Origin of the sequence: Rhodanobacter sp. Root480 (assembly GCF_001426645.1) — a bacterium.
Classification (GTDB): domain Bacteria; phylum Pseudomonadota; class Gammaproteobacteria; order Xanthomonadales; family Rhodanobacteraceae; genus Rhodanobacter; species Rhodanobacter ginsenosidimutans.
The window spans coordinates 135,232-152,241 of the sequence record NZ_LMEX01000002.1 but is presented as its reverse complement, the minus strand read 5'-3'; the positions used below and the strand labels follow the sequence as shown (position 1 = coordinate 152,241).

The following is a 17,010-nucleotide window of genomic DNA, read 5'->3' as shown; positions in this document are numbered from 1 at the left end:
TTGAAACGGGAGTCGGGAATGGGGAATCGGGAATCGCAAGAGCTTCGATGCGGCCCGATTTCGCTTCTGACGATTCCCCATTCCCGATTCCCCATTCCCGGATACTGAAATGCTTAAAATCGAAAACCTGCACGCCCGTGTCGAGGGCAAGGAAATCCTCAAGGGGCTCAGCCTCACCGTGAATGCGGGTGAGGTGCACGCCATCATGGGGCCGAATGGCGCGGGCAAATCCACGCTGGGCAACGTGCTCTCCGGTCGCGACGGCTACGAAGTCACCGCGGGCACCGTGATCTACAACGGCGTCGACCTGCTGGCGCTGGCGCCGGAGGAGCGCGCCGCCGCCGGCGTGTTCCTGGCGTTCCAGTACCCGGTGGAAATCCCCGGCGTCAACAACACCTATTTCCTGCGCGCGGCGCTCAACGCGCAGCGCAAGTCGCGCGGCGAGAAGGAGCTCGATTCGATGCAGTTCCTGAAGCTGGTGCGTGAGAAGCTGAAGGTGATGCAGATCTCCGACGAGCTGCTGCACCGCGCCGTCAATGAAGGTTTTTCCGGCGGCGAAAAGAAGCGCAACGAGATCTTCCAGATGGCGGTGCTCGAGCCGCAACTGGCGATCCTCGACGAGACCGACTCGGGGCTGGACATCGACGCGCTGAAGCACGTGGCCGACGGCGTCAACGCGCTGCGTTCGCCCGATCGCGCGTTCCTGATGATCACCCACTACCAACGCCTGCTCGACTACGTGGTGCCCGACGTGGTGCACGTGCTGGCCGGCGGGCGCATCGTGGAAACCGGCGACAAGTCGCTGGCGCTGAAGCTTGAGGCCCACGGCTACGCCGGCCTCGCCGAACGCCAGCCGGCGAGGGCATCGGCATGAGCGAACCGGCACTGCTGCCGCTGGTCGCCTCACTGGTCGATGCACCGCTGCCCGTCAGCGGCATCGCCTGGCTGGATGCGATGCGGCGCGACAACCGCGAGGTCTTCGTCGCCGGCGGCCTGCCGCTGGCGCGGGTGGAAGCGTGGAAGTACACCGCGCTGCGCGGCCTGGCGCGGCGGCCGTTCGTCGATGGCGACGCGGCCGCACTGACGCGGGCGGTCGACCCGTCGGCGCTGGCATTGCCCGGTGTCGATGGTGCGCGGCTGGTGTTCGTCAATGGCGCGTTCCGTGCCGACTTGTCCGCACTGGACGCCTTGCCGGCCGGCCTCACGCTGCAGCCGCTGTCGCAGGCGTTGCATGCCGATCCGGACCCCTTGCGTTTCGTGCTGTCGCGCCGGCATTACGAAGCCGATGAGGCGTTCACCCAGATCAACGCGGCGCACGCCCGCGACGGCGCCGTGTTGCGCGTGGCCGATGGCGTGAGGATCGACGCGCCGCTGCATCTTGTCTTCCTGGGCGCGCCTGCCGAGGGCGACTTGGCCTGGCATCTGCGCAACGTGATCGAACTGGGCGAGGGTGCCGCGCTGACGCTGGTCGAGCATCATCTGGCCAGCGGCGAGCAGGCACATCTTTCCACCGTGGTCGGCGACATCGAATTGCGCGAAGGCGCGCACCTGCACCACACCGTGCTGCAGCAGGCCGCCAGCGGCACCAGCCTGATCCGCCGCACCGGCTTGCGTCTGCACGCACGTGCCCACGCCACGCTGCATCTGGCGGAACTGGGCGGCGCGCTGGTGCGGCACGACCTGCGTGCCGAACTGATCGGCGATGGTGCGCAACTGGAAACCCGCGGCGTGTTCATGCCGCATGGCCGCCAGCATGTGGACACGCAGCTGGCGATCCGTCACCAGGCGCTGAACACCGCCTCCAACTCGACCTGGCGCGGCGTGGCCAGCGATCGCGCCCGTGGTGTATTCCGCGGCGCGATCGTGGTGGCGCCCGGTGCCGATGGCAGCGATGCCAGTCTCAGCAACAAGAATCTGCTGCTGTCCGGCAGCGCCGAGATCGACACCAAGCCCGAGCTCGAGATCTACGCCGACGAGGTGAAAGCGGCACACGGCGCCACGGTGGGCCAGCTCGACGAACGCTCGCTGTTTTACCTGCGTTCGCGCGGCATTCCACTGGCCGAGGCGCGGGCGTTGCTGACGGCGGCGTTCTGTCGGACCGTGCTCGACGATCTGCCGAACGCGGTATTGCGCGAGCACTTGTCGTCGCTGCTGATCGCGCAGCTTCCTGGCTGATGCTCTAGCTCCTCCCCCTGCTACGCAGGGGGAGGTTGGGAGGGGGTTACGCTTTTGACTTTCAAGATCAAAAGCCCCCCTCCCCAGCCCTCCCCTGCGAAGCAGGGGAGGGAGCCACATCTGAAGCTTTTCTCCCCCCCTGCGAAGCAGGGAGGGGCCACTCATGGAAAACATCGAAGATGAATGCACAACCCACGCCTTCCACCGTCTTCGACGTCCAGCGCGTCCGCGCGGATTTCCCGCTGCTGACGCGCAGCGTGCACGGCAAGCCGTTGGTGTATTTCGACAACGCCAACACCAGCCAGAAACCGGCCTCGGTGATCGAGGCGATGGACGAGCATTACCGCCGCCACAACGCCAACGTGGCGCGCGCGGTGCACCAGCTGGGTGAGGAATCCACCGCGGCGTACGAAGGCGCGCGCGACAAGCTGGCGCGTTTCATCAACGCGCCGTCGCGCGATGAACTGATCCTCACTTCCGGCACCACCCAGTCGATCAACCTGGTGGCCTACAGCTATGCGCTGCCGCGGCTTGAACCCGGCGACGCCATCCTCACCACGGTGATGGAGCATCACGCCAACATCGTGCCGTGGCAGCTGGTGGCCGCGCGCAGCGGCGCCACGGTGAAGGCTGCGCCGATCGACGAGCGCGGCGAACTGGACGTGGAGCAATACATCGCCATGCTCACGTCGGAGGTGAAGCTGGCCTGCGTGGCACACGTCTCCAACGTGCTGGGCACGGTGAACCCCGTACGCGAGATCGCCAAGGCATGCCACAAGCGCGGCATCCCGCTATTGGTGGATGGCTCGCAGGCGGTGCCGCACCGGCCGGTGGACGTGCAGGCGCTGGGTTGCGATTTCTACGCCATCACCGGCCACAAGATGCTGGGCCCCACCGGCACCGGCGCGCTGTGGGCGAAGCGCGAACACCTGGAGGCGATGCCGCCGTTCTTCGGTGGCGGCGACATGATCCGCGAAGTACGTTTCAGCGGCACCACCTTCGCCGACGTGCCGCACAAGTTCGAGGCCGGCACGCCGAACATCGCCGGCTTCGTGGGCTTGAGTGCAGCTATCGACTATTACGATTCGCTGGGTTTCGAGGCGATCCACGCGTGGGAGCAGCAACTGCTGACCTACGCCACCGAACGCCTGCGCGAAGTACCGGGCCTGCGCATTTTCGGCGAAGCGGCGCAGAAGGAACCGGTGATCTCGTTCCTGCTCGACGGTGCACAGGCCAGCGACATGGCCACGCTGCTCGACCTGCAGGGCGTAGCTGTGCGCTCGGGCCATCACTGCGCCCATCCGCTGATGCAGTTCTACGGCGTGCCCGCCACGCTGCGGGCATCGCTGGCGTTCTACAACACGCGTGAGGAAATCGACGCGTTCGTGGTGGCCTTGCTGAAGGTGCGCAAGCTGCTGATGTGACTGTGGCGAAGCCATCGGCAGACCGCGTTTTTCCAAGGGCGAATCCATGCATCCCACGCTGAGCAGCGACCTCGCCGACTTCGACGCCATCCTTGATCGTGCTCGCGAGATGGCCGGCACCTATCTGCACGAACTGCCGCAACGTCCGGTCGCGGCCAACCTGCCGGCCGATCTGTCATTGCGCACACCTCTGCCGACGCACGGCCTTGGTGCGCACGCCGCGCTGCAGCGTTTCGAGAAGGACTGGCTGCCGTTGATGTCTGGCAGCCCCGGCCCGCGCTATTTCGGTTTCGTGGTCGGTGGCGCCACGCCCGCCGCGCTGGCGGCCGACTGGCTGGTGAGCAGCTACGACCAGAACGCCCAGCGCAACGGCGACACCGGCGCGGCGGCGATCGAGGCGCAGGCGGTGGACTTGCTGCGCCAGCTGCTGCATTGGCCGGAACACTGGACGGGCCTGTGCGTCACCGGCGCCACCATGGCCAACTACGTGGGTATGGCGCTGGCGCGGCAGTGGTACGGCAAACAGCATGGCCGCGATGTCGCCGTCGACGGTGTGTGGGGTTTGCCGCCAATGACGGTGTTCGCCGGCGCGAGCCATTCGAGTACATCGAAGGCGTTGAGCATGACTGGCATCGGTCATGGGCAATTGCATGCGCTGCCCTTGCTGCCGGGGCGCGAGGCGCTGGACGTGGCTGCGCTCGAACGCGCACTGGCGGCACACGGCGGTGCGCCGTGTACCGTGGTGGCCAGCGCCGGCACGGTGAACACGGTGGATTTCGACGACCTCGCGGCCATCGCCGCCTTGAAGGCGCGCCACCCGTTCTGGCTGCACGTGGATGCCGCGTTCGGCGGCATTGCCGCGGCTTCCGACAAGTATCGCGGCCTGCTGGCGGGTATCGAGGCCGCCGATTCGGTGACCGTGGATGCGCACAAGTGGCTCAACGTGCCCTACGACTGCGCGCTGACGTACACCGCGCATTTGCCACTGCAACTGGAAGTCTTCCAGAACCGCTCCGCCTACCTGCCGGCGCCGTTGGCGGTGGAGGACAACTACCTGCACCTGGCGCCGGAGAACTCCCGCCGCTTCCGCGCCCTGCCACTGTGGATGACGCTGCTGGCCTACGGCCGCGAGGGCCACGCCGAGCTGGTCGAACGCAATTGCGCGTCGGCCCGTTACCTGGGTGAATTGCTGGCGGCCGATCCGCTGTTCCGGCTGGCCGCGCCGGTGCGGCTCAACGTGGTGTGCTTCACGCTGGCCAACGGCGATGCGGCGGCCCTGCAGCGGCTGCACAAGGCGTTGCATGAGGACGGCACCGCGTACCTTTCACCATCGGTGCTGGACGGCCAGCCGATGCTGCGCGCGGCGCTGTGCAACTGGCGCACCACCGATGCCGATGTCGAGCAGACCTATGCGGCGCTGAAACGGCTGGCGACTGCGGCGGTTCATCCGTCGCCGTAGCGTTTCTGGCACTTCTCGCAAAAGAACGTGCGCCGGTTGGTCTTGCCGAGATACGCGCGGGTCAACGGTATGTCATGGCGCGGGCAGCATTTCCGGTTGTGCACCAGCCAGTGCTTGCGCAGCACATACGCCTTCTTCCACGCCAAAAATTCGAAGCTGTATTCGCGCGCCTGCTTCACCAGTTCACCCAGCTTGCGCGGCGGCAAAGCGCCCACGGTGGACAGGGGATGCACGTGGATGCGGTACAGCACCTCGTTCTTGATGATGTTGCCCACGCCAGCGAATACGTTCTGGTCCAGCAGCGCATCGCAGACCAGCGTGTCGGGCATCGCGCGCAACTTGCGCCGGGCCAGCGCGGGGTCCCACGCCTCCGACATCACGTCGCCGCGCCAGTCGTAGAGTTCGTCCAGGTCGCCGTCCAGCAAGCGCACCGAGCAGCTATAGAAGTTCAGCTCGCCATTGTCGAAACCCAGACCCAGCCGCGGTGCCGCATCCTTGTGTTCGTTGATGCGGTAACTGCCGAACATCAGCAGATGGATGCGGATGGTGACGTCGGGGAGTTCGATCAGCGTCTGCTTGCCGAAACTGCGCAGACTTTCGATGCGCTTGCCCGGCAGCCGCGTCATGTCGATCTTCGCGTTGCCTTCGGCCGTGAGGATGCGCTGGCCGACGAAGCGGGCAGCTTCCTCGCGCAGGATGACGATGGATGGACCTTCTGGCATGGGAGTTTCTGCGCAGCGACGACCGGTGGATTCTGTTCGGACGGGTGCTGAGGGGGAGTGAAAGCCTGCACGGCGCACCGCCCCGTGGCTGTCGCTCAGAAGGAAAGCGTCACGGTGATCGCGTCGCTGTACACGCCGATATACGGGTTTTGCCCCGCTGGCACGCTTCCGTACACGGCCCGGTCCACCTCGATGCCACTGTCGCCAACCACCGTGCTGCCGCCACTGCCATCGCCCCAGACCATGGTTCGCGTGGGGTCGGTGTAGAGGTTGTAGAAGAGTTGGTGCGCGCCGTTCTGCATGCTGCGTACGGCGAAGCTGCCGTTGCCTGGGCTTAACGCGATGGTGAAACTGCTGCTGACATCGCAGGTCACGATGACGTGACCGACACTCTCCAGATCCTGGCTGCTCTGGAAGTCGTAGTTGCCGAAAGCCAGTGGTTGGACGCTGAGGCTGCAGGTGGCTGCGTGAAGCGGCGCGATCGCCAGCATTCCCATGGCGCCCAGCAGGCGCGCGAGACGCCGGCGCGCAGGGTGAAAGGCAACCTGTCCGCATGGTGAAGGGTTCATGGATCGATCCCTTGGCAGGTGACCGGCCCCAGGCGGGGCAGTGGGTCGGTGGTATCGGGAAAGCTTATCGTCATGTCGCAACTCTGTCCGTTCCAGCTAGCGCGCAGCTGGCTGGTTTCGTCCAGCCCGGTCAGGTAAACCTCGCCGCGCAGGCCGACCGGGAAAGCCGCTGCCTGAGTGTCGACGGTCACTTCGGCACCAGCGGGAAGATCGCTGCCGTCATCCAGCTTGATGACGACGATCGCCCCGCGCGAACGCGTGACGGGGAAGGTCAGCGCCAGCGCACTGTGGTAGTACGGCACCGCGTCGAGTTGCAGCCCTTTGATCTGTGCATCCATCGGCAGGTCGGCCTGTTCGATGCGGATCGGGTTCTTCTGATATGGGCGCAGGCGCGGCACCAGCGCGTAACCATCGCTGTCGGTGGTGGCGACTTGCTGATTGTCGGCGTAGACGCGCACGTCGGCAAAACCGGGCACCTGGACTACCGCAAAGCTGCCATCGATGTGGCGGCTGGGAAATACCTTGCCGCTCAGCAGCGCGATGCCGCCGCGGACGCCCATCCGATATGCCTGCCCGTCCGGGTTCGATGCAACGCCAACGCTGTACGTACCTACGTCGTTCTGCAAAGTGAGGTCGGCCTGGCGCGGATCGTTCGCGGCAAGCCCCGCCTGCAGGCGATAGCCCACGCCGGTACCCACCGGCAGGCTACGCCGATACTGCACGCTGCCGTGGCTGTCACCGGCGTGGCTCTGACCGCTGAAACTGACGCTGTCGGCCGCGCCCAACGGCACGGTGAGGTTGAGTGAGAACAGTGGCGCGGGATCGTCGCCAAGAAAGCGTAGTGCCGACAGCGAGAGATAACCAAGCCAGCCGAGCGAACGGCTGTAGCTGAGGCCGACCAGCTCGACGTCGTCCTGGTCGCGAAGATCCTGGTGCGTGTAATTCAGGCTCAGCGAGCCGACGCGGCCGGCGGACATGCTCACGAAGGCGCTGGACGTCTGCTGCGGTGGACGTGTCGTCGGCAGGTAGCCCAGCTGGGTGAAGCCGTCGGTGGTCACCCGGGTGCGCGCACCGTAACTGAGGTAGCGCGACTGATGCTGGATGCCCAGCTCCATCAGCGCGCCCGTGCCGGCACGGGCGTGGCTGCCGGCCACCGATGCCGTCAGCACGCCGACATTGCCCAGCAACACGGTGCTGCCGATGCCCAGGCTCTGCTGATCGTGCGTGGCCTCCACATGCAGCTCGCCGGTGAAGCTGTCGGAGAAGCCACGTCGCTCGGTGGCGGCGGCAACCAGCCGTCCGTAGTCGTTGCTGACCCGGCCGTAATTTTCGCGCTCGAAACCCAGTTCATAGGAATAATCGCGCAGCCCCGCCGCCAGCAAGCCGCCGCTTGCGTAGAACGGTTGGGTCACCACTTGCTCGCGCCCCAGCATGTCGCGCACCACCATGCGGATGTCGCCCTGGCCGGTGACGATAGGGAGATCCTGGATGGTGAACGGCCCGCTGGGCACGTTGCGCCGCAGTCGCAGGACGTTGTTGACGTAGAAATCCACGGTGGACGGTTCCGCGGCCACGCCGTCCAGCGTGGGCAGCGGAAAGCTGATGAAGCCCGGCTGGGTCGCAAAGTTGGTGCCCCACTGCACGCCACCGAAACGCACGCCGCGGCCCCAACTGCTGGGCGCGCTGATCACGTCGCCGACGCGCAGGCTGGCCATGTCCGCGGGGCGGTCGTAGGTCCAGGTGGTGTCCAGGCGGGTACCACGACGGTCGCCACCGACATCACGAATGAGCCACGTGTTGGAACCGCTGCCCCAGCGGCCGAACACCCCGGTCTCCACGAGGGCGCTGGCGCTTGACGATCCATGGACGCCACGAGCGGCGAACAGATCGTAGTTGACGTAGCCACCTGGCGGCGGGGGTGTCGCCGCGTCCGCTGCACGCGATACGCCGCTGAAGCGAGTGTCGGCGAACAGCGTGGCCGGCACATCCAGTAGCAGCGTCCCCTGGGCGTCGTCGACGCGATACGTCAATCCAGGAATGGCGGACAACGGCCAGAAGTCGTCGCCATCGCGGGTTAGTGCACCCATCGTGGGGGTCTGGATGCGCCAGTGTTGCAAATCCGTCCCACGCACCAGCACGTCCCCTGCGGCATCGCGCAGTACCAGCACCGTGTCCGCGGGCGTGCCATTGACGTGTGCTTCCAGCCAGGCCTCCGCCAACGCGTCGGAGGTCGCCGGCCCGGCTGGAGGGGGTGCGGGCGCGGGTGTCGCGACCGCGGCGGGGGACGCCGAGACCGGCGCTGCTGTTACCTCTGTTGGCGGGGCGGTCGGCAATATGTCCGGAACAATATCGACCACGAGTCGGTCGCCGCGTCCATTGACCGGGTCGACGTGAAAAATCTGCGGCGTCACGGCTGAGGGCGTCACCAGTTCCAGCCGGGTGTTGTTGCCTTCGCGGTGAAGCCTGATCGTGGTCAGGAAGGGATTGTCGGCGATCTTGCCAGGCAAGCTTGCCAGCGCGTCCGTCGTTGCCAGGTGGCCCAGATCGATGGAGAGTGGGTCGCCCGATTCCGTGGGGTGGGCGATGCTGGCCTTCAACACACGGTCCGATTCGAACACCAGTCGCAGGCGGTCGGGCGCAATGGCGACGCCCACCGTGCTGATACGCGCCGCAGGGGCAACCGCTGGCGTGGCAGTTGTTGCAGGGCCATGTCCTGGTGATGTTGGCATGGAGGAGCATGCCGGCATGGCTTGGCGTTGTGCGGGCGACGCGTACCTGGGCCTCCACGCTTCGGAGTCCGGATACAGGTCGATGATCAGGCGATTGGCATAGCCGCCGGCCGGCTGCAAGTACGAGAGTCGCGGGACAACGGCGGCCGGTGCGGCCAGTTGAAGGCGGGTGCCTGTACTCGTCGTGCAGAGCCTGACGCCGGCAATGAACGGATTGTTGGCGCCAACCATCTTGCCCAGCCCGGCCAGCGTCGGGCCGTTGTCCACGCCATCCAGATCGATGAGCACTGCACCTGTGGCCGGATCGCGCGTCATCCGGCCGCGAATGGGTTGATCCGATACCAGCACCAGCCGGGAATGGCTTGTGTCCAGGCCGACTCTGACGGCACGCACCGGCACGCCTGCGCGGAGTGGTTCGGAAGCGATCAGCAGCAGTGCCGCGCCCACGAGGACGGCACAGCCGTGGTTTGGGCGGCAGGTACGGTGTGCGGCCGTCCGCGACGCGTGACGACGGACGACGAGCGGGCGTGCATGCGGAATAGCGCAGGTTGGCCACCAACCTGTCATTGCCCGACCGTTGAAGGCTCGCCCTGATCGATCCATGCGTGAGCCCCGGCCACGCCGCTAGCGGTCGGCCACGACCAGATCAGCCTGCACGGGGCGGGCATCATTCTGGGCAACGAGCTTCAAGGCGGTGCCACTTGCCACGTCCGCATTCACCAGCCACTCGCGCGATGCGCCGGGAAGCACATAAACGGCGCCAGCTGGCATGTGCAGGGGCTTGGCCGCCGCCGTGACAAGTTTGAATCCGCTCAGATGAGCATGCATCTGACCCGCGTTGGTTGCGCTGATCCGCAGTTGGCCGTCCGCCGTACGGGTGGCTTGCCACTGCAGTTGTGGCGTGGCGGGCGCAACAGGCAGGATGAATAGTGGCAGGCTGACCTGCAGCGCCATCCGCAGGCCGTTGAAACCGGGCTTGGCTGGTGGCGGAATCTCGCGCAGGATCAGGCGGTAAGCGCGTTCGCTACGGGCATCCGAAGGGACCCGCGAGCCCACCCGTATGATCTGGCTGGAACCAGCGGGGATGGTGAAGATCGGAGGAGTGGCCAGGATCTCCGGTGCCGGACGATAGTTGTCCTTGCCGTCTGGCTGCGACCAGCTCAGGGCTTCCAGTTGGATGACGACGGGACTCGCACCGTTGTTGCGCACCGTCAGCGCGCTGACCGGCTTGCCCGTCGAGAGCGTGGGGTTGATTGGACTTACCTGGAACGAGCCGGCCGACGCCATCCCGGCGGCTCCCAGGAGAGAAAGCGCCAGGCCGCAAGCGGCCCGGCGGAAAAGCAGTTTCATCGTCATCAGAAGGTAACGGTGGCAACCACGATATCCGTGTAGTCACCGACGGCGACGTTCTGATCCGCGGCTACCCGTCCGTATACGGGAGTGGTAACCAGCGTCCCGGTACCAGTGGCCAAATCAAGCCCCGTGGTGTCGTCCCAGACGTTGGTATGCGTGTTCTCCGTGTAAATCTCGTAGCTCAGGGTATTGGCCCCGTTGGCCATGTTCCGGACCGAACCCACGGCGTTGTCGCCCAGGCCCAACGTGATCGTGGGCGTCGCGCCGGTGGAGCACGTCGTGTCGATCGCCGCCTGCGCGTCCAGAGGAGTGGACTTGTTGGCGACGATCGGATCGTAATCGCCAAAGGCGAGCTGAGTGGAAACGGCGATGGTGCAACTGGCGACGACAGAGGCACTCACATTGATATTGTCCGTGGCCGTACCGGCGACCGCGGTGCTGCTGGCTGCGGCGAATGCCATGGCCAATGTCGCAGCCAGGATGGAACGGGTAAAGCGGGTCTTGGTTCGCATGTTTCTTTCCCCAGTAAGTAAGGTGGCCACCACTTTCAACTGCTGGTGGCGTGAAACTTCGATGGCTTGTTGGCCGGTTTGAATCCATAAGCAAGAAATGGGCTAAAGCATTTGCGTTTCGTGCATTGAACCCATGAGAAAGAACAAAATGTGATGCACATCTCATTTCTTTCGATTTCAGGGAGGCCGATTTGCCGTTTTTGCGCCGAACGGTATCTCCCTTGTCAATTCATCGGCGCCAGGGAATAACTCTTGAGGTCGTTCAGGGAACAACGGGTTGCTGCACAAAGGCTTGCCAATGGAAGTTGTCGAAGGGTTGATCGTGGCGACCTCGTGATTTCCGACCGTCAATCGTCGAACGGCTATTCTGGGATTTGTTTCACGATCGATTTATTCGCTTGCCGTCGGGCAATGCTGTGGCGGCATTCAGAACATCAATGCCTCCCGATCGACCGCAATCTCCACGGAGCTTGAGTCATGCGTATTCTGGTTATCGGTGCCGGTGCCACCGGCGGTTATTTCGGCGGGCGTCTGTTGCAGCACGGGCGCGATGTCACCTTCCTGGTGCGCGAGCGCCGTGCGGCGCAACTGGCGCAGCATGGCCTGGCGATCCACAGCTTCGCCGGCGATGTGAACCTGCCGGCGCCGCCGACCGTAGTGGCGGCGGCGCTGCGCGAGCCGTACGACCTGATCCTGCTCAGCTGCAAGGCCTACGGCCTGGAACAGGCAATGGCCGACATCGCGCCGGCGGTGGGGCCGGATACCGCGATCCTTCCGTTGTTGAACGGCATGCGCCAGCTCGATCTGCTGGAGGCGCGTTTCGGCGCACAGCATGTGCTGGGCGGGCAGTGCGTGATCGCCGCCACGCTGGATGGGGCCGGCGCCGTGCGGCATCTGAACCAGACGCACGGGCTCACCTTTGGCGAACGCGATGGCAGCGCGTCCGAACGCATGCAGCGCATCACGCGCGAGCTGAGCGATGCCGGTTTCGACGCCCGCCCCAGCCAGCACGTGCTGCAGGACATGTGGGACAAATGGGTGTTCCTGGCGTCGCTGGCGGGCATCACCTGCCTGATGCGCGGCCCGGTCGGCGATATCGTCGCCGCACCCGGCGGCATCGCGGCGGCGCTGGCGCTGCTGGAAGAGTGCCGCGCGGTGGCGGAACGCGCCGGGCATGCGTCGGGCGAGGCCACGTTGCAACGTGCCCGCGGGATACTCACCGAAGCCGGCTCGAGCCTAACCGCGTCGATGCTGCGCGACCTGCAACATGGCCATGCGATCGAGGCCGATCACGTCATCGGCGACATGCTGGCGCGAGCTGATTCGCAACACGCCACGTCGTCGCTGCTGGCGGTGGTTTACGCGAATCTGAAGGTGTACGAGGCGGGCATGGCGGAGACGCGATCAGTCTGACCCTGAGCGCTCGCCGGTCGGTCTGAGCAGTCGCGAAGCGCGATGCTGTTCCTTCCCCCGCTTGCGGGGGAAAGGTGCCGGAAGGCGGAAGGGGCACGCGGCAAAAGCCGCGCCGCTGTTGGCTTTTTACGCCGACTGAGGAGCGCCCCCATCAGCCCTCCGGGCAGCTTCCCCCGCTACGCAGGGGAAGCAAGCGGGTCCTCCGATTTTCGCAACCGCGCGGCCCGAACGGTAAGTCGGTCAGCAAACCACGTCGCCTACCAGATCTTCACCTGCTTCTCCCCATCGCGCACCATCGCGTCGCCGCTCCTGCACTGAAATGCCCTGGCGAACTCCGGCATGTTCGATGGTGCGCCGATGGCGCGGAATGGTGCGGGCGCGTGCGGGTCGGTGTTGAGCAGGGTGAGTTGTGCCTTGGGGCGGATGTTGCCGCGCCACACGCGCGCCCAGTTGAGGAAGAAGCGCTGGTCTTGCGTATAGCCGTCTATCTTGCGGTTGGCCTCGGCCGGGTTTTTCGACAATGCCATCTGCAGCGCGGTGTAGGCCGCGTTGAGCCCGCCCAGGTCGCCGATGTTTTCGCCCATCGTCAGCTGGCCGTTGACGTGTTTGCCGGGCAGCGGTTCGTAGGCGTCGAATTGCGCGCCCAGCTTTTTGGTGCGTGCCTCGAATGCGGCGCGGTCGGCGTCGGTCCACCAGTTGACGTTGTTGCCCTGCGCGTCGAACTTGCTGCCCTGGTCGTCGTAGCCGTGGCCCATCTCGTGGCCGATCACGGCGCCGATGCCGCCGTAGTTGATCGCGTCATCCGCGTTGGCGTCGAAGAACGGCGGCTGCAGGATCGCCGCGGGAAACACGATCTCGTTTTTCTGCGCGCTGTAATACGCATTCACCGTCTGCGGCGTCATGCCCCATTCGTCGCGATCCACCGGCTTGCCGATCTTGGCCATGCGGTAGTTGTGGTCGAACTTCGACGCGGCCTGCATGTTGGCGTAGTAGTTGTCCGGCGCCAGCGTCAGCCCGGACCAGTCACGCCACTTGTCCGGGTAACCGATCTTGGGCACGAAGGTGGCCCATTTCTGCAGCGCCTTCTGCTTGGTGGCATCGCTCATCCACGGCAGCTGTTCGATGCGGGTGCGGAAGGCGGCGCGCAGGTTGTCGACCAGTTGCTGGGCGCGCTGCTTGGCCACCGGCGAGAAATGGTCGGCCACGTAGAGTTGGCCCAGCGCCATGCCCATCGCATCGTTGGTGGCTTCCAGCACGCGTTTCCAGCGTGGCTTGATGTCCTTCTGCCCGTTCAGCGCCTGCTCGTGGAATGCAAAATCCGCCTGCTGGAACGGTGTGGACAAGTAGGGCGCTGCGTTGTCGATGGCGTGATAACGCAGGTAGGCCTGCCAGGTGGCGACCGGCTCGTCGCCGAGCATCTGCTGCACTTCGGCGAAAAACTTCGGCTGCGACAGCGAGAAGCCGTCGGTGACGTTGGCGTTCTGTGTCTTGAAGAAGGCGGCCCAGTCGAAGCTCGGCGTCACCTTGTCGGCCTCGGCGAGGCTGACGTAGTGGTAGCGGTTTTCCGGCTGGCGCAATTGCACGGGTACCAGCGAGGCGGCGGCAAGACGGGTTTCGAAGGCCAGCACGGCGGTGGCCTGGCGTTGCGCGTCGGCGCTGGCGGTGCCGGTGAGTTCGAACAGTCTGGCGATGTGCTTCACGTAGGCGCTGCGGATCGCCGCCTGTTCGGGTTTGCGGTAATAGTCCGCCGTGGGCAGGCCCAGGCCGCCCTGGTTGGCGTAGGCGATCTGCCGGTTGGAATCCTTGAAGTCGGCATTGCCGCCGAAGCGGAACAGTACCGGCTCGCCCTGCGCATGGCTGTCGCGGATGTAGCGCACCACGTCGTCGCTGTCGCGCAGCGCGGCGATCTGCGCCAGGCGAGGCTTGATCGGCGCAAAGCCGGCTTTGTCGATGGCGGCCTCGTCCATGCCCGACGCGTACAGGTAGCCGATTTTCTGCTCGATCGAGCCGGGCTTCGCGGTGGCCGCGTGGTGCGCGGCGTTCTCCACGATGGTGCGCTGCACGTTCAGGCTGTCTTCGCGCAGCAGGTCGAACGAGCCCCAGCGGGTGCGGTCGTCCGGAATCGGGTTGGCCGCCACCCACTTGGCGTTGACGTAGCCGTTGAAGTCGTTGCAGGCGTTGAGCGTGGTGTCGATCTCGCTCACGTCGAACGCGCTGTGCGATGCGGCGACGACCGGGACGGACAGGGCCAGTCCGATGGCGAGGGCGAGCGGCCGGACGATGCGGAAGGTCATGGAATCTCCTGGGTGCGCGCGGCGCATGGTCAATGTCGAAACCGCACCGTAGGCAGCAACGCAGGGTGCCAGAAGTGCCCAAGGTCATGCCGCAGGTCATGGTGGCGGAACGCGGCCGCCCACTATCATGTCGGGCATGACGGAAACTGAAGCCCTGACCTTTCGCACGGCGCGCGCCGCCGATGCCGCCGCCATTGTCGACCTGGTGGAATCCGCCTATCGCGGCGAATCCGGCCTGCGCGGCTGGACCACCGAATCCAACCTGCTCGATGGCCGGCGAACCAATGTCGATGACGTGCTGGCATTGATCGCCGGGCCGCATAGCCAGCTGCTGCTGGCCGAACGCGATGGCAAGTTGATGGCCTGCTGCCAGCTGGAACAACGCGGCGACAGCGGCTATTTCGGCATGTTCGCCGTCGACCCGCTGGCGCAGGGCGCGGGCCTGGGCAAACGCGTGCTGGCCGAGGCCGAGCGCATCGTGGGCGAAACCTGGGGCTGCGCCACGTTGCGCATGACGGTGATCGTGCAGCGCGATGAACTCATCGCCTGGTATGGCCGCCGCGGCTACCGGCGCACCGGCCAGTTCGAGCCGTTCCCGTATGGCGACGAGCGTTTCGGCATCCCCCGCCGCGACGACCTGCGCTTCGAAGTACTGCTGAAGAACCTGACGGAGGCCGCGGCATGAGCGACTGGAACGTGCACGACTGGATCCGCGTTGGCACGCGCAGCGATTTCCTGCCCGGCGAGTACAAGGTCGTGTGGGATGGCGACACGCCGATCGCCGTGTACAACATCGACGGCGCGCTGTATGCCATCGAAGACACCTGCACCCACGACGGCGGTGACCTCGCCGGTGGCGAGGTATTCGGTTTCGAAGTGGAATGCCCGCGCCACGGCGCGCGCTTCGACGTGCGCACCGGCGCGGTCACAAAACCACCGGCCTACGAGCCGATCGCCAGCTTCCCCGTGCGCGAGGAAGACGGCGCCATCTGGACCCGCGACGACCGGTAAAGCCCCGGGTCGCGGTGTTGCAGGCGTAGCGAGAATGCGCGCCGGCGTTAACGTCCAGCACACACCAGCGTAAGCAGATTGAAAGCGAGCGGTTTCATGCTTTGGTCATGACTATCGTGCCCTTCGCTCGCCACGTCACCATTGCGCGACCCGCGTTGCCGCGCGCTTTCCGATGTTCGTTCCCCTGGGATGCGTGGCGGCGGGATTCGGTGGCGCGGGTGCTTGGCCACATGTTTCGCAAGGTGGGCCGTGGCTTGTGCGAGCCGGGTGGCCTGCCGACGGTCGGCATCCATCGGGTACTGGTCTGCCGGCCGAACCATCGGCTTGGCAACAGCGTGTTGATCAGTCCGCTGATCGCCGAGATCGAGACGCTGTACCCGGGGGCCGAGATCGACATTCTGGGCAGCCACGCCACCGCCTGCCTCTACGACAACCGGTTCAGCGTGCACGAGGTGTTCGTGCTGCCGCAGAAGATCGCCCGCCATCTGTGGGTTTCGATACGCGCGCTTCGGGCGCTGCGGCGGTGTCATTACGATCTGGCCATCGACGCCTGCCATGGGTCGCAGTCCGGGCGGATCGCGCTGGCCCTGTCGCATGCGCGATACAAACTGGGGTTTCCGGACCCGAGGATGAACCCGGGGTCGGCATGGCATGCGCTGGCATGGCCGCGCCATCTCGCCGATCGAAGTGTTTTCCTGCTGCGCCAGGCATATGCCGGCCCCACGCGTGCGGATTACCCGCCACTCAATCTCGATCTGACGCCGCGCGAAATACAGGAGGCGGCCAAGGTCATGGGCCGCGTTTGTGGCGCGTCGCGTGGGTCGCACAGCATGACGGTGGCGATCTTTCCCAATGCCACCGGCGCCAAGTGTTACAGCGAAAGCTGGTGGAACCAGTTCGTGGACACGTTCCAGGCGTTGTGCCCGCATGTGCAGCTGGTGGATTTGCTGGCCGCGCATGGGCACTCGCAACTGGGGTCGCGGCTGACGCCGTTCTACTCGCAGAACCTGCGCCGGCTGGCCGCGATGATTGCCTGCATGGATGGCTTCATCAGCGCCGACTGCGGCGTCATGCACCTGGCTGCCGCCAGCGGCACGCCGACGCTTGGCTTGTTTTCGGTGACCGACCCGACCAAGTACGCGCCCTGCGGCGGTGCCAACGCCGCGCTGGATACCCGCGGGATGCATGCCGTGGTGGTGGCGACAGCCGCCGCCGAATGGTGCGCGAAGCTCTCGCCGAAACAGGTGGCCGGCGGCACGTCGTCGCGGGGCTGACCTGCCTCGCCACGCGGTGCGAATCCACGCCGGATGCGATCACGATCGTCCCGCGGTCAGCACACCGCCAGCGCC

At 65.7% G+C, this 17,010-nt stretch carries 14 protein-coding genes; 8 read left to right on the top strand and 6 right to left on the bottom strand.

The genetic code is table 11. The features are described from left to right. Window positions 1–109: 109 nt before the first annotated feature. The 4 genes from sufC to ASD22_RS07775 all read left to right on the top strand — a co-directional run bounded on the left by sufC (window position 110) and on the right by ASD22_RS07775 (window position 5,058). Window positions 110–874, top strand: a complete 765-nt coding sequence (gene sufC / locus ASD22_RS07790) for a Fe-S cluster assembly ATPase SufC (RefSeq protein ID WP_056081405.1) — start codon at window positions 110–112, stop codon at window positions 872–874. Beyond that, the gene (gene sufD, locus ASD22_RS07785; protein ID WP_056081402.1) at window positions 871–2,175 is read left to right on the top strand and encodes a Fe-S cluster assembly protein SufD; all 1,305 of its coding nucleotides are present in this window, start codon (window positions 871–873) and stop codon (window positions 2,173–2,175) included. Before sufC ends, sufD begins: the two co-directional genes overlap by 4 nt. A 179-nt stretch (window positions 2,176–2,354) precedes the next feature. After that, entirely contained in the window at window positions 2,355–3,599 is a 1,245-nt protein-coding gene (locus tag ASD22_RS07780; RefSeq protein WP_056081399.1) for a cysteine desulfurase, read from the top strand. A gap of 46 nt (window positions 3,600–3,645) precedes the next feature. Then, complete coding sequence (locus tag ASD22_RS07775) at window positions 3,646–5,058, top strand: pyridoxal-dependent decarboxylase (protein ID WP_056081396.1); 1,413 nt, start codon at window positions 3,646–3,648, stop codon at window positions 5,056–5,058. On the opposite strand, the gene ASD22_RS07770 is transcribed toward ASD22_RS07775, so the two are convergent. From ASD22_RS07770 to ASD22_RS07750, 5 genes are all read right to left on the bottom strand, one after another. Then, a complete protein-coding gene (locus ASD22_RS07770; protein ID WP_056081394.1) occupies window positions 5,043–5,780 on the bottom strand; it encodes a DNA-formamidopyrimidine glycosylase family protein in 738 nt (245 codons plus the stop codon). The genes ASD22_RS07775 and ASD22_RS07770 overlap by 16 nt on opposite strands. A gap of 95 nt (window positions 5,781–5,875) precedes the next feature. Then, window positions 5,876–6,349: a spore coat U domain-containing protein gene (locus ASD22_RS07765; protein ID WP_082520186.1), complete on the bottom strand. Its 474-nt coding sequence runs from the start codon at window positions 6,347–6,349 to the stop codon at window positions 5,876–5,878. Beyond that, window positions 6,346–9,471, bottom strand: a complete 3,126-nt coding sequence (locus ASD22_RS07760; RefSeq protein ID WP_162245067.1) for a fimbria/pilus outer membrane usher protein — start codon at window positions 9,469–9,471, stop codon at window positions 6,346–6,348. The genes ASD22_RS07765 and ASD22_RS07760 overlap by 4 nt, the downstream gene beginning before the upstream one ends. Window positions 9,472–9,702: 231 nt before the next feature. Beyond that, a complete protein-coding gene (locus ASD22_RS07755) occupies window positions 9,703–10,434 on the bottom strand; it encodes a molecular chaperone (protein ID WP_082520184.1) in 732 nt (243 codons plus the stop codon). After that, window positions 10,434–10,943 carry a spore coat U domain-containing protein gene (locus ASD22_RS07750; RefSeq protein ID WP_056083982.1) on the bottom strand — a complete coding sequence of 170 codons (510 nt, stop codon included), beginning with the start codon at window positions 10,941–10,943 and terminating at the stop codon, window positions 10,434–10,436. The genes ASD22_RS07755 and ASD22_RS07750 overlap by 1 nt, the downstream gene beginning before the upstream one ends. 477 nt (window positions 10,944–11,420) lie before the next feature. Here ASD22_RS07750 and panE point away from each other — a divergent pair, with 477 nt between their 5' ends. Beyond that, a complete protein-coding gene (gene panE, locus ASD22_RS07745; protein ID WP_056081383.1) occupies window positions 11,421–12,356 on the top strand; it encodes a 2-dehydropantoate 2-reductase in 936 nt (311 codons plus the stop codon). Window positions 12,357–12,613: 257 nt separating this feature from the next. Here panE and ASD22_RS07740 read toward each other — a convergent pair whose 3' ends face one another. Beyond that, window positions 12,614–14,650 carry a M13 family metallopeptidase gene (locus tag ASD22_RS07740; RefSeq protein WP_056081382.1) on the bottom strand — a complete coding sequence of 679 codons (2,037 nt, stop codon included), beginning with the start codon at window positions 14,648–14,650 and terminating at the stop codon, window positions 12,614–12,616. A 136-nt stretch (window positions 14,651–14,786) separates the two neighbouring features. Between ASD22_RS07740 and ASD22_RS07735 the strand changes: the two genes are divergently transcribed. The 3 genes from ASD22_RS07735 to ASD22_RS07725 all read left to right on the top strand — a co-directional run bounded on the left by ASD22_RS07735 (window position 14,787) and on the right by ASD22_RS07725 (window position 16,935). Beyond that, window positions 14,787–15,335 carry a GNAT family N-acetyltransferase gene (locus ASD22_RS07735; RefSeq protein ID WP_056083979.1) on the top strand — a complete coding sequence of 183 codons (549 nt, stop codon included), beginning with the start codon at window positions 14,787–14,789 and terminating at the stop codon, window positions 15,333–15,335. Then, window positions 15,332–15,661: a non-heme iron oxygenase ferredoxin subunit gene (locus ASD22_RS07730; protein ID WP_200945357.1), complete on the top strand. Its 330-nt coding sequence runs from the start codon at window positions 15,332–15,334 to the stop codon at window positions 15,659–15,661. The genes ASD22_RS07735 and ASD22_RS07730 overlap by 4 nt, the downstream gene beginning before the upstream one ends. 107 nt (window positions 15,662–15,768) lie before the next feature. Then, window positions 15,769–16,935, top strand: coding sequence for a glycosyltransferase family 9 protein (locus ASD22_RS07725; RefSeq protein ID WP_235577589.1), 1,167 nt, complete (start codon window positions 15,769–15,771; stop codon window positions 16,933–16,935). Window positions 16,936–17,010 lie beyond the last annotated feature (75 nt).